The organism is Citrobacter sp. RHBSTW-00944 (assembly GCF_013615435.1).
GTDB lineage: Bacteria > Pseudomonadota > Gammaproteobacteria > Enterobacterales > Enterobacteriaceae > Citrobacter > Citrobacter braakii.
The window spans coordinates 569,073-582,496 of sequence record NZ_CP055418.1; the positions used below are offsets into that span (position 1 = coordinate 569,073).

At 52.8% G+C, this 13,424-nt stretch carries 10 protein-coding genes and 3 pseudogenes; 6 read left to right on the plus strand and 7 right to left on the minus strand.

The annotated features are described in order from the left end of the window. Positions 1-57 precede the first annotated feature (57 nt). Genes HV334_RS02715 through HV334_RS02740 form a run of 6 tightly spaced genes read right to left on the minus strand, consistent with a single transcriptional unit; the run spans position 58 to position 7,137 of the window. On the minus strand, positions 58-450 hold the full coding sequence (locus HV334_RS02715; protein WP_103766898.1) for a DUF4280 domain-containing protein: 393 nt from the start codon (positions 448-450) through the stop codon (positions 58-60). Continuing rightward, positions 447-1,370 carry a type VI secretion system ImpA family N-terminal domain-containing protein gene (locus HV334_RS02720; RefSeq protein WP_249415050.1) on the minus strand — a complete coding sequence of 308 codons (924 nt, stop codon included), beginning with the start codon at positions 1,368-1,370 and terminating at the stop codon, positions 447-449. The genes HV334_RS02715 and HV334_RS02720 overlap by 4 nt, the downstream gene beginning before the upstream one ends. Further along, entirely contained in the window at positions 1,367-4,906 is a 3,540-nt protein-coding gene (locus tag HV334_RS02725) for a type VI secretion protein IcmF/TssM N-terminal domain-containing protein (RefSeq protein WP_181221143.1), read from the minus strand. Before HV334_RS02725 ends, HV334_RS02720 begins: the two co-directional genes overlap by 4 nt. Beyond that, complete coding sequence (locus HV334_RS02730) at positions 4,903-5,652, minus strand: DotU family type IV/VI secretion system protein (RefSeq protein WP_103766895.1); 750 nt, start codon at positions 5,650-5,652, stop codon at positions 4,903-4,905. Before HV334_RS02730 ends, HV334_RS02725 begins: the two co-directional genes overlap by 4 nt. Next, complete coding sequence (gene tssK / locus HV334_RS02735) at positions 5,633-6,970, minus strand: type VI secretion system baseplate subunit TssK (protein ID WP_181221144.1); 1,338 nt, start codon at positions 6,968-6,970, stop codon at positions 5,633-5,635. The genes HV334_RS02730 and tssK overlap by 20 nt, the downstream gene beginning before the upstream one ends. Positions 6,971-6,984: 14 nt before the next feature. Further along, on the minus strand, positions 6,985-7,137 hold the full coding sequence (locus HV334_RS02740) for a hypothetical protein (protein WP_249415051.1): 153 nt from the start codon (positions 7,135-7,137) through the stop codon (positions 6,985-6,987). A 90-nt stretch (positions 7,138-7,227) separates the two neighbouring features. Between HV334_RS02740 and HV334_RS02745 the strand changes: the two are divergent. The 5 genes and pseudogenes from HV334_RS02745 to HV334_RS02765 all read left to right on the plus strand — a co-directional run. Next, a pseudogene (locus tag HV334_RS02745) lies at positions 7,228-7,470 on the plus strand (transposase); the annotation flags it as partial. Between the two features lie 230 nt (positions 7,471-7,700). After that, a complete protein-coding gene (locus HV334_RS02750) occupies positions 7,701-9,041 on the plus strand; it encodes an IS110 family transposase (RefSeq protein WP_008786676.1) in 1,341 nt (446 codons plus the stop codon). Positions 9,042-9,059: 18 nt separating this feature from the next. Beyond that, a pseudogene (locus tag HV334_RS02755) lies at positions 9,060-9,494 on the plus strand (IS3 family transposase); the annotation flags it as partial. Positions 9,495-10,166: 672 nt separating this feature from the next. Then, complete coding sequence (ltrA, locus tag HV334_RS02760; protein WP_001189123.1) at positions 10,167-11,675, plus strand: group II intron reverse transcriptase/maturase; 1,509 nt, start codon at positions 10,167-10,169, stop codon at positions 11,673-11,675. Positions 11,676-11,755: 80 nt separating this feature from the next. Next, a pseudogene (locus HV334_RS02765) lies at positions 11,756-12,232 on the plus strand (IS3 family transposase); the annotation flags it as partial. Between the two features lies 1 nt (position 12,233). On the opposite strand, the gene HV334_RS02770 reads toward HV334_RS02765, so the two are convergent. Further along, the gene (locus HV334_RS02770; protein WP_249415052.1) at positions 12,234-12,443 is read right to left on the minus strand and encodes a hypothetical protein; all 210 of its coding nucleotides are present in this window, start codon (positions 12,441-12,443) and stop codon (positions 12,234-12,236) included. Positions 12,444-12,909: 466 nt separating this feature from the next. Between HV334_RS02770 and tssB the strand changes: the two genes are divergently transcribed. Next, entirely contained in the window at positions 12,910-13,422 is a 513-nt protein-coding gene (tssB, locus tag HV334_RS02775) for a type VI secretion system contractile sheath small subunit (RefSeq protein ID WP_016155549.1), read from the plus strand. Positions 13,423-13,424: the final 2 nt, after the last annotated feature.

Below are 13,424 nucleotides of genomic sequence, written 5' to 3' on the forward strand. Positions count from 1 at the left end.
AACTATCTTGCTGCGTCGTCTCCTGCAACTGTTACCCTTATTTTCAAGGGCATAACATCACGTGACGACGGTCGTTACCTGCCCGGGGAAGCTAATCTGGATAACGCCGCCCCACATGCAGAGCAACTGTGACTGGGCGGTGAGAGCGGGAATATTGCCCACTAATACCGTGGGTGAGCCTGGTGCCCAAGGGGCCGGTGTGGTGGGGATGCACGGCATTGGTGTTAGCACGCCGAGCGCCGCGGCGGTTGCAGCAGCAACGATCGGGTTGGCGATGCTGTTGCACATGCCGAACGGCAGAATGTTTACAAAAGGTTTGTTATCCATAATATTCGCCATTGGCAGGCTGTTGACGATAGTTCGGCTGGTGGGCAACACGTTCAGTGTGCCAGGTGCTATGCCAAACGAGCATTGCAGCATCGCACCTGTACATACGGCAGGACAACTCATGGCAGTACCCCCAATTGTCTCCACAGTCGGCGAGCGGACTCATCACCAGTAATCAGTTCATTGAGCAGTTCCGGCAGTGGTGTATGTCCCCAGGTATAGGCCCGGTACAGTAGATACGGTACCGGACTGTGGGGCTCGGTACGCGCCAGATAGTCTGCCACCTGTTTAATCATCTGATACGCCTCTTCGCGGTGAAGAAACGTGGCGCCGTTGCTGACCGTTGATGCGGCTTCTTGCCCGACAGGTTGCGACTGTTCCGGCAAGGTGTTGCCCAACGCCTGCAGGCAGGTTTTGATTTTTTGCTCCAGTACATTAAATGAAGGTGCCGATTCGGTAGGCCAACTCTGACAGACGTTGTTGAGCCGTTGGAGCCACTCCATGCTGGATGTCAGGGATAATATGGTGGCCTCGTCCGCGCCAGGCAGCGGAACGTCAGCTAATTTTCCCTGCTGCCACTGGATCAGGGAGATGTTTTCCCCATGAGCTATAAACAGCGGGGATTCAGCGACCAGCGTGGCGTAATGTTGCGCTATCCAGCACAGTGGCGCGGCGCGATAGTCATAGTCACCTTCTTTAATTTTAGGATGTAATTGTTCCGGGTATTGCTCCAGCGCCAGGGTCACTAATTCCAGTGCATTGGGCAGGGCTGCTAAGCCGTGAACTCTAATCCATGCCTCACCCAACCAGCTCATAATGACCAGATCCTTACTGAGCGTTTTCGTCAGCACAGTAGCGATTTTGGCGACTTCATCCCAGTCGGCGCGGCGCGGCGTACTTTGCCAGACGCCGGTGGGCAGCGTTTCGTCATCCTGCTGGCGGGCGGTGACCAACTGGTCGAACTCTGGTGAATAACGGATAGAGTCTCCGCACGGATTATCCGCCTGAATGGGGGCCAGTAATGCCTCAATATGTTCCATCATTTTCCTCCTGATAATCCCTGCTCGGTAAGCGGTATCCATGGTAGCGGCGCTTTGCTTTGGGCATCTAACAACGTGACCTGCCAAAATACGGTTGACTGCAATTGCTTCTGACCATCGCCCACGGGGAGCGAAAAACGCAGCGGCAGCGGTTGCGTCAGTGCGCCACCGACGCGCTGTTGTTCAATCATCCTGAGCAGTGCCCACGCTCCCTGCCAGCGCCAACGACCAGTATCACCGCTTACCGTTACGCCTGTCTGTGACAGACCTGGCATTGGACGCCATGCGGAATTGGCTGCCCAGCGCAGACTAAAGTTCAGGCTATCACCGCTGCGCCAGTGCAGGTCAGTCGTCCCGCCGGGGTAGCTAATCGATTGTTGATTGCCAACAAGCCGCCAGTCGGCAATCTGATCCGCGCCAGCCTCATGGTTGCGTGAGGTCCGCCAGATAACCCGTAACGTCACGCCTTCAGGGCTGACCAACGCCGACAGTAACGGCTGTGCCGCTGCCAGTTGTTGAATGAGTGGCGGCTGTTCGGATAGCGTTTCGGCGGGGAGTTGCGCCAGCAAAAGAGTCAGTTCACGTACCCGATCGACATCAGCATCCGGTGCGTGTGCCGCGGCGGTAAACGGGAAGCGCCCTGCAAGCCAGGTGTTGTACAGATTGAAGATCTTCTGTACCGCGCCAATGCTGGCTTGTTGGCGTAACTGCTGACATTTTTGCCATGATGCGTTTACCAGCGCGTTCAGCGATTGGCTGTAAAAATCGTTACCGCCAGCGCTGCGAAACTGCGCCAGTTCACTCTGGCAATTCTGGGCGGATAGTATGGGTAACGCGGCGGCAAGAGTGGTCATTTGCATCGGTGGACTGCCAGGATCCTGCTGCTGCAACCGTTGCATTGTTGCCAGTGAACTGCTCCAGCGAACGATAAGCTGGTTATCCGTCGCGCTTAGCCATGGGCGCTGTTTATCGAGCCAGTCAATATCCTGCTGATAGCGGGTTAATGCGCCAGAGATTTGTTCTGCCTGGGCGCTAGCCCATCCGATAATTTTCTGTCCGCTGGCCTGCGCCTGTTCTGTCGTCGCGAAATTGACCGCCGGAGGGGTAATCGGCGGAAGTAACGCGCCGCCGTCCTGACGCACCCGTGCAATCACCTGGGCCGCCGTTTGTTGGCGCAATGCGATGGCAAGCTGAGGACGATTAAGCTGGTTGAAGGCTTCAATGATGTAATCCGCGCTGGCGGTGCTGACATTGCTGTTATCCGGGGTTCCGGTGGCCCCTGTGTATAGCGCCTGACGTATGGCGTTTTCCACCGCCTGTCGCGCCAGCATGGTGATTTTAGATCGCCAGATGCTGTCTGGAAGCTGCTGCATAAATCGTTCAAATCCGCCATACAGCGCCAGCGCCTGCTGAAGTTGCAGGTTGCCAGGATAACCGACGGAGAGCTCGGTAGGCTGGCTTGCCCCCTGCTGCCAGAAGGGTTGGTTAAGTAAATCACGCAAGCTTTTTTGTAATGCCAGAAGATCCGGCGATACGCTGAATTGTCCTTCCGGGGATTGCTCGGTTAATGAGGAGAAGTGCAGCCTGGAGCCATCAACCTGCGCCAGAAAGCGTTGGCGCAGTAGGGTTTCGTGGCGGAGCAGTTCCTGAACCACGCTGTTGTCGATAAGCTTAAGGGTTCGTGCCTGCGTGAGCAGCTCATCCAGTGGCAGTCTGATTGGCGAATTTGTTGCGTCACGACTCAGGTTATTAATGGTCGTCAGTGTTGCTTGTAAGCGGCTGACCTGGCGGACCAGCGAGCGGACGAACAAGGGGGTAACCCCGGTGCCATTGCCAAACAGCGCCAACAGTTGTTCGAGCTGCTCTTCGTTGTTATCCAGGCTGGTATTGCCATAGTTTTGCTCCAGCCAGCGCATGGTTTCGTGAGAAAAAAGTACGCTGTTGCGCTGAGTCAGCTCGCTAGCGTCGGGTAATTTCAGACGCGAGAGATTGAGAGTGGCAAACATCTCGTTGAGCTTTTCCTGGGAGGGTAAAGAGTCGGTGTCAACGGTCACGCCCCAAACGCTGGCGCTGACGTTTGCCAACGTCTGCACAGTCGGTTGCTTCATCTGCATTAATTGTAGCAACGGCAAATAGCGCGACTCCATTTGTTTTGCCTGAGTGAGCAAGTTCTGAATTTGCCGGTAACGCTCTTCGGGTAGCAAATCGTCCTGCTCAAAGCCCCTTTCATTGTGATTTTGCAGGCAGATACTGTTGGTGGCTGGTACCAGCAGGCTAGCCAGGGTGACGTTGTTAAACGTCTCGCGCAATTTTGTATCGGTGCGGCTGAACAGCGAGCCGGGCCAGACGATGGAACGAAACTGCCACTGTGGAATGCCATTGAGAACGCGCCAGTACAGCGCGGTGGAACGCTCACCAGTGATATCGGCCCGGACGGCTGTGGCGAGGACCTGCAGACGATCATGCAATAGTACGGCATGGGTGTGCTGGTATTGCCAACTCCAGGTCATCGCGACAAGCCAAAGAACGCAAAGGCAGCTATAGCACGCGAGAGTGATGAAATGGCGGCGTAAATTCACGCGCAGCAAACGGCGCACCGGAAGCGCGAGACCGCGCTCAGCGGTAATTTTGCTGCTCAGTAGCGACTGACAAAACTGCATCTGTGGTTTGTCATGGTCCAGCGTACGGGCAACAAACCAGATCCCGCGCAGCTGCGGTGGCTCATCGCGGGCATGACTGTTAAACAGGGCGTCAAAAGCGTCATGCAACGGTGCGGCAAGCGGCGGGAAGCTTTCTGGCAAGCGGAATAATTCCTCCGGCGTGTTGCCTCGCAGCGCGCCAAGCTCGGTGATGAACAGCCGCAGCGAAGTCCGGGTATTGTCCAGCGCATTGTCGATCCACTGCGGTTTCCAAATGGCTTCTCTGGCGACCGGAATTGTGCTGCCAATCGGACTGCGGCGAGCATCTTCCGGCAATAGCTCCAGCAGATCGGCTGTACCTTCCAGTGATTCCATGCCGCTGATGATCAGGTAAATTGGCAGACTCAGTCCGCACACCTGCTGCAACTGCTGACAGTTATGCAATAAGCTGGCGCGGACGGTATCATCGTCATGCAGCGTCTCTAATGAAAGGGTGATAATCAGTGCATCCAGTGGTCGCTGGGGGCGGCTTTTCACCAACGCAGACAGCGTCTTCTGCCAGTCATTCTGACGGATTAGCCGCTTCTTCCCAACGGTTTGTAGCGTTTGCGGCAGGCACAGAAGGCTGCACTGAGGATTAAACCACCATTGCCCGAACCAGTATTCCTGGCCGTCGGTAAGTGACCAACTGCGGCACAGCAGACGGTTATCCTCTTCGTCGCCAAGCATCAGGATTCGCATACTGTCGTAAGGATCCTGACTGGTACAGGCTCGCTGGATCTCCTTTTGCGCACGGTTGAACGTATCGTTTCGGTATTCCCATTGCCACCAGACGCACCAGAGAGTCATCGCCAACAGCACCAGGAGAATAATCAGTAGCGTAAGCCAGGGTTGCGTCACTTATCATCTCCCTGGCAGGACTGGGTTACCGGGAAATCTGGCAGCGAATTTACGCCGATGGCATCTTCAATACTTAGCCACAGTCGCTGACTCAACAGCAATAACGCCAAAAGTATAACGAGGGCGATGAGATGCAGGCGCGAATTGTCTGGCAGGCGGCGATGCGCCGGAAGGTGTAAAGGCGTCCCCAGCGCGGCCGATTCCATGCGTTCGGCAATATCACTGAGCTGAGCGTCATGCTGAAAGGCAAAATGCCACAGCAGGCGGCAGGTTTCCTGATGATTCTGCAGGTTAAAATCGCCACGTCGGGAACCAAACCCCAGCGTCAGGCAGCGCAAATACAGCGCGGCTAAATCCCGCTTTCCTGGGTTACGTTCATTGAGCAGAGCGGTGATCAGGCGGGGGATCTGGTCCCCAGCGCTATGGGTTTGCCACAAATGATACTCCAGCGGGCAGGACTGCCACAGGGAGAGCGCGGGCCAGTCACCATAGAGTACGGACTCATCAATCAGCGCGACCAGGGCATAAACGGACGCGTCAATCTGCTGCTGAAACGGCGAACCCAGTTCGCGGGTCAGGCGTCGGTTATACTCTTCTACCACCTGACTGGCGTATACAAGGGCCTGATTATGCAACTCATCTGGCGGTAGCGGAGTGCGTTTCCAGCGTTCGAACTGCGCCAGCCAGCGGGTGTAAATCTCATCAAACAGACGGCTGGCAGGCATATCAGGATTGGCGATTGTCATGGCGATCCTCCTGACGGTAGAGCATGATCTGCTGCGGCATATCCTCTGTTTCATGCAATGGGGCAATAACCAACGGCGTCCCTTTTTCAAACCACTGGATGGTAAGGATCAGGGTAAACAGGGCCACCTTGCCGTCGATTTCCCAGTCACTGCGCTGCTCTGCAGCCAGCGGCGTGAAAGTCATCCCGTGCATCCGCTGACGACGCAGAACAGGTACAAAGGGTTGGCTGGTGATAAGACTCATTTGTAACCACTTTTCAGCTTTGGAGGCGTTGTCTCCGGGCATCAGCAGGCCTATCACCACCTGCTCTCCCGCGTGGATATCTGTAGGGAGTTGCAGTGAAAAAGAGTTATCCAGCTTGCTGAAATTCAGCCGCTGATAGCGGCGATGAATATGTGCCAACTGGTTTTTCAGTACGGTGAAAAGAGAGGCAAATGCGGGCAGCATGTTCTGATAATCAAAGGTTGGCAGCAGGGGCAGCGTTTTATGCTGAGTCAGTATTGCCGTTTGTCCGATAAAGAGACACAGCGCGCGGTAAAGATCCTGTGGATGTGGCCGCCCGCTGCTGAGCAAGCTTTCCACCAGCGGCAACGCTCCCTGGATACTATGCAGTGACAGCGTAAGCCATAGCCAGTCGTTGGTGCGTTGTCCGTGTTGCGCCAACTGCATTTCACGGCTCAGAAACAGAATTTTTTCTCTTGCCTGCAGGCAGAGTTGTCGGGTTTGGCGTGCCAGATAACTCTCTTCGTTGAAGGCGGGAGAGGGGGGGAACCACTCGCTCTGACGAAATCCACCTTCGCTATACACAACCTGCAGCAGCGGCAGACAGACGAAATCAGCGCGATCGTGCTGGCAAACCAGACGCGGTACGGGCTGCCATTGCGAAATGCTCTCGGGGAATTCACCGCTACTCAGGTCAGGTAGCGGGGCGCTGTTGACTGAGCGATAGCGGCTATTCATCAACTGCCACTGTCCGGCACGGTTTAGCGGCGGCAGCGCCAGCCAAAGGATATGTTCACTGTCTGGCGCGGCAGGCAGCAAGCGGGCGCAGTCAAACTCCAGCGATAAATCGTCGCTAATGTCATAATTGACCGGCGTGCCATCGGGCATCATCGCCTCCAGGCGCAAAATACGCAGCGTTCCTGCACACAGCGCAGCCTCGTCAATCTGGAGCCGGTTGACGCCCCAGAACCACGGATTAGCGCACCCGGTGAGCGCGGCACAAAGTGTTTCATTACGCAATGCCTGCAACTGGAAATGTTGAGGTAGCATTGCCATCCCTTCATACCAGCAAACCATTGCCGGAATTGTGCTCATAGTCCCTTCCTTGTTCATGGTGCCAGGACGGCTTCATCCGTCATTAGTAACAGATGCAGTGAATCTGCTTTTTCCAGTGTTAATCGGTGTTCTCCTGCGCTGCTGTAGCGGGCAAACAGCAGAATTGCCTCTGCCTTAACGCCGTGCAGAGGGGAGCTTTTGGTCACAAAACGCGAATCCGGCACCAGCTCCAGTGAATCGCCACGGGTTTAACAGACACCTCAGAGTCATTTAAGATGGCTTAAAGAGAGGTGCCCATGAGCGGTAAGCGTTATCCCGAAGAGTTTAAAACTGAAGCAGTCAAACAGGTTGTTGATCGCGGTTATTCTGTTGCCAGCGTTGCAACACGTCTCGATATCACCACCCACAGCCTTTATGCCTGGATAAAGAAGTACGGTCCGGATTCTTCCACTAATAAAGAACAGTCAGATGCTCAGGCCGAGATCCGCCGTCTCCAGAAAGAGCTGAAACGGGTTACCGACGAACGGGACATATTAAAAAACTGTCCATGGGTGAAACCCCGTCCTGAGTCTCAGAAACTCCCCGGAAAAGTTGGCAGGCTAATTTAGCGAAGGAAGCAGCCGTCGGCCTTTTGGTGGTATGACCCCGTAAAAAAACATGGTTCAGGGACTGTGGCGGATCCGGCAGTGGTGACTTTGATCCCGTTCAGGAAGGTGATTTCTCCGTCGTCCCCTCCTTCGTTCATCGAAAAATGAGCAAGGAGATTTCCATGAAAAAATCCTCCCGAATGTCTGTTATCCATCCTCATGCTGCGGGCGTTGATATTGGCGCTGAATTCCACGTAGTCGCCGTTCCACCGGATGCTGACGCCGAGCCGGTCAGAACTTTTCAAAGTTTCACTGGCGACCTTCATCGGATGTCCGACTGGCTCAAAACCTGTCACATTACGACCATTGCCATGGAGTCCACTGGCGTTTACTGGTTGCCTGCTTTTGAGATCCTTGAGGCTGCGGGTTTCAATGTGATCCTTGTTAATGCCAGAGACGCAAAAAATGTTCCCGGTCGCAAGACTGATGTCAATGACGCACAGTGGCTGCAGAAGCTGCATTCATTTGGCCTTCTTCGGGCCAGTTTCAGACCTGAACACGACATTTCCGTACTCAGGTCTTATTTGAGACAACGGGAACGCCTGACTGAATACCGGGCTGCTCATATCCAACATATGCAGAAGGCGTTGATGCAGATGAATGTTCAATTGCATCATGCCGTATCGGATATTACTGGCGTTACCGGTCTTTCAATCGTCAGAGCTATTGTCAGTGGTGAGCGCGATCCTTCAGTATTGATCCAGTATCGTGATGTCAGATGTAAAAAGACGCCAGAGGTTCTTCAACAGGCACTGACAGGGAACTGGCAGCCTGAACATCTTTTTGCACTTGAACAGTCGGTGGCATTTTTCGATTTTTACCAGGAAAAAATCCGTGAGTGTGATGATCAAATCGAAACTTCATTATTGCAGCTCAGCACCGGAACTGAAGAGCCTGAAGGAGTATTGCCCTCCGCCAGACATCGTACAAAACAGCCCAATCAGCTTTCCTTTGATGTCAGGCCATTACTCTGGAAAATTACCGGAGCAGACCTGACACAGATACATGGGTTCGGACCTTATCTGGCACTAAAATTCGTTGCCGAATGCGGTACTGACATGAATCGCTGGCCGGATGCGAGCCATTTTACCTCGTGGCTGTGTTTGTCCCCGGGGAATAAGATCTCCGGTGGAAAAGTACTGTCCTCGAAAACACGGCGTTCATCCAGTCGAATTGCTGCTGCACTAAGACTGGCAGCCACAACAATTGGCCGGAGCGATACAGCGCTGGGTGCTTTTTATCGTCGATTATCATCCCGTATCGGGAAAGCAAAAGCAGTCACTGCAACGGCAAGAAAACTGGCAATACTGTTCTACAATGCCCTTAAATACGGTCAGAAATATGTCGATCCTGGCGCGGATTATTATGAAGAGCGCTACCGTAATCGCGTACTCGACGGGCTTAAACGAAGGGCAAAATCACTGGGTTACTCTCTCCAGCAAGATCCCGAGTTATGCGTGTGAACCGGGAGTTTCTCAGGAAGCTGCGGCGTACTTCGCAAAGCTGTCCGACTGAGGTACGCCTTTATCCGTGACAACTCCTGTTGCTGGCCTGTTCGCCTGCTCTGTCGGGTGCTGGATGTTCATCCCAGTGGTTTTTACGCCTGGCTTCAGCAGCCGCATTCACAACGCCATCAGGCAGACCTGAGACTGACAGGACAGATTAAACAGTTCTGGCTGGAATCGGGATGCGTCTATGGTTATCGCAAAATCCATCTGGATCTGCGTGACAGCGGGCAACAGTGCGGAGTAAACAGAGTCTGGAGACTGATGAAACGTGTCGGAATAAAGGCTCAGGTCGGATACCGAAGCCCGCGGGCACGTAAAGGCGAGGCCAGTATCGTGTCACCCAACAGGCTCCAGCGACAGTTCAATCCGGATGCTCCTGATGAGCGTTGGGTAACGGACATAACCTACAGTGTGCCCGGAGTTCAGGGCGGGCATGGATGCTTAAATGAACCGCGAGTCTGTCTGGAATATTGAACCGGTAACTCACGATGAGAAACCCAACAATCCCACCGGGTGTGACGGTGGAGAACCTGAGCGGCAGTGACCTGCGGCATGCCCGCAGGGTGATGTAACCCGCTGACAACGGGGATTGAGGCGAGATCACTAAGCCGAGATGATCCTCAAGGTTAAGTACTGAAAGGCTGAAGAACATGAACCCGTTAATCCGCCTCTGTGGGTTGAAAACGTCACCACGGCCTACGTGATCTGACAGGCCGTGCAGGAGGAACTGGCAGTGATACGTAAGCACTGCCGGTCGAAGGTGTTTTGACATGTATGCGAAACACCGGGGCAGCAGCGTCTATCACGCTTGCGTTGCTGACCTCTGCCAACTTGCGGCAAGCAAGGATAAAGAGTGCGACGGGCAGCCTCCTCAGTATGCCTGAGTCCAGGCAGGTAAACCGGGGAAGGTCAGCGACGGATGTTAAGGGGGCATGGCTCCGATGACGCGCTGGCTGGCGGAGCTTCCGTAGTAGTCCGCGATGGGGAAAGCCCATTACATGGCGAAGGGAAGCAGTTTGAATGTGTTTGCGACGTGAATTAACTGACCTAACGAGGTGAAGACCTTTGATAATCAGCGAAATGCAACGCAAGCTTGCCACATGGGCAGTCACCGATCCGTCCCTACGGATTCAACGGCTGCTGCGTCTGATAACACAACCAGAATGGCTGGCTGAAGCGGCGCGGATCACGCTTTCATCAAAGGGGGCCCATACCCCCGGCGTTGATGGCGTGAACAAAACAATGCTACAGGCCAGACTGGCTGTTGAGCTGCAAATCCTCAGGGATGAATTACTCTCAGGCCACTACCAGCCCTTGCCCGCCAGACGGGTTTACATCCCTAAAAGCAACGGCAAACTGCGACCACTGGGTATCCCCGCGTTGCGGGATCGTATTGTTCAGCGGGCCATGCTGATGGCGATGGAGCCGATATGGGAGAGTGATTTTCATACGCTCTCATATGGCTTCCGGCCTGAGCGCAGTGTCCACCACGCGATCCGCACGGTGAAATTACAGCTCACAGACTGTGGTGAAACCCGGGGACGCTGGGTGATTGAAGGCGACCTGTCCAGTTACTTCGACACCGTACATCATCGACTGCTGATGAAGGCTGTACGCCGCAGGATCAGTGACGCACGTTTCATGACTCTGCTGTGGAAAACCATCAAGGCGGGACATATCGATGTCGGTCTCTTTCGGGCGGCCAGTGAAGGTGTGCCACAGGGCGGTGTTATATCGCCGCTATTATCGAACATCATGCTGAATGAGTTCGATCAATACCTGCATGAGCGCTACCTGAGCGGGAAAGCCAGAAAAGATCGGTGGTACTGGAATAACAGTATCCAACGGGGCCGAAGTACGGCGGTCAGAGAAAACTGGCAGTGGAAACCCGCGGTGGCGTACTGCCGCTATGCCGATGATTTTGTCCTCATCGTCAAAGGCACCAAAGCACAGGCGGAAGCCATCAGGGAGGAGTGTCGGGGTGTGCTCGAAGGCAGTCTGAAACTCAGGCTGAACATGGATAAGACTAAAATCACCCATGTTAATGACGGCTTTATCTTTCTGGGGCACAGGATCATTCGCAAACGCAGTCGTTATGGCGAGATGCGAGTGGTCTCAACGATCCCGCAGGAGAAAGCCAGAAACTTCGCCGCATCGCTGACAGCACTGTTATCAGGCAACTACAGTGAAAGCAAAGTCGATATGGCTGAACAACTCAACCGAAAACTGAAAGGCTGGGCCATGTTCTATCAGTTCGTTGATTTTAAGGCCAAAGTCTTCAGTTATATCGACCGTGTCGTGTTCTGGAAGCTGGCTCACTGGCTGGCCCGCAAATACCGTACAGGTATCGCTTCCCTGATGAGGTGGTGGTGTAAATCACCGAAACCGGGTCAGAGCAAAACGTGGGTTTTATTTGGTAAAACCAATCACGGCAAGCTCAGCGGCGAAATACTGTACCGGTTGGTGGGGCAAGGCAAGAAGCTGTTCCGCTGGCGGCTACCCGAAGGTAATCCCTATCTGAGGACGGAGACCAGAAACACGTATACATCGCGCTTTACAGAAGTGGCAATGGCGTTCGCCAGCATTTAAATGGAGAGCCGGATGCGCTGAAAGGTGCACGTCCGGTTCGGGGAGGAGAGGCAGGGAAATAGTCCGACTACGCCCTGCCTCTTACTCTACTCAGGACCCACGAAGGCTGGCTGTATCTTGCCGTTGTTGTTGATCTGTTCTCACGCAAAATTATCGGCTGGTCCATGCAATCCCGGATGACAAAGGACATTGTCCTGAACGCACTGCTGATGGCTGTATGGCGGCGTAATCCCGAAAAACAGGTGCTGGTTCATTCGGATCAGGGCAGTCAGTACACAAGCCATGAGTGGCAGTCGTTCCTGAAATCACACGGCCTGGAGGGTAGCATGAGCCGTCGCGGTAACTGCCATGATAATGCGGTTGCAGAAAGTTTTTTCCAGTTGTTGAAACGTGAACGGATAAAGAAAAAGATCTACGGAACGCGAGAAGAAGCCCGCAGTGATATTTTTGATTACATCGAAATGTTTTATAACAGTAAGCGTCGGCATGGTTCTAGCGAACAGATGTCACCGACAGAATATGAAAAACAGTATTATCAACGGCTCGGAAGTGTCTAGATTATCCGTGGCGATTCACCAGCGACCAGACATGCAACCCGTCAGGGCTATCGCGCAGGAGTTGTGATTTGGCGTTAAACCACTGTGTCGCACTCAGCGATTGTACGGTTGGCAGCAACGCATTATCGGCAATCGCGACAATATCCACGGCGACTGGCGTGTTATCGTTTGCATCTGCTGCGGTTTCAATGACCACATCATTAAATGCCACACGGTTTTGCCATAATGAACAACCGCTACTCAGTAAAATTAAAATACTGAATAGTATTATATTGGCTGAATGGAATAGGCCGTTTGTCATATAAAATCCTTTTATATTGTCATTAATAAGGTAATTAATGGCGGGGGTTGTTTTTTTGACTTAAATCATCATTGGATGAATCTTAAGTAATAAAATTTGTTAACATTTAAATATTCATTAAATTTATATTTTCAGTGCAAAGCATTATTTTATAATCAATTTTAATTGTAACATGTTGATTTTTATTGGTTAATTTTTTGTTAATTGATTTTTATCAAACAATTTATTTTTTTGTGTGAAAAGTAAAAAATTAAGTTGATATTTATTGGGTGTTGTGTTTTTTATATTGCGGGTAGTTATTCATGAATATGACTTTTCGAATAATGGTGCGGTAAATGTCGTGCCAGGGATACTATTGCAATAAAAAGGATTAAATATGGCCGAGAGCATTCAGCATAAACTCAACCGTATTAGGCCGCCGCGCGTGCAAATAACGTATGATGTGGAAACAGGTGGCGCGATTGAGAAGAAAGAGCTTCCCTTAGTTGTTGGTATTTTAGCTGATTTATCCGGACATCCCGCATGCCCACCCGCTAAATTACGTGAGCGGCGATTTGTCGAAATTGACCGTGATAATTTTGACGATGTGCTTTCCTCCCTCTCACCTCGTCTGGCGATACAGGTTGAAAATCGTCTGGCTAATGATGGCAGCAAATTGAACGTTGAGCTGTGCTTTAACGAGTTCGATGATTTTTCTCCACTCAATATTATCAATCAGGTTAAACCCCTTCAGCGACTGTTTCTTGCCCGGCAGCGTCTGCGTGATCTGCTCACCAAACTGGATGGTAACGACGATTTGGATGCGCTGCTACAGCAGGTGGTAAACGATAACGCCGAGCTTCAGGCTTTGAGACCCATCGTTGAAGAAAAACCGGCTGAAAACGCGTAACT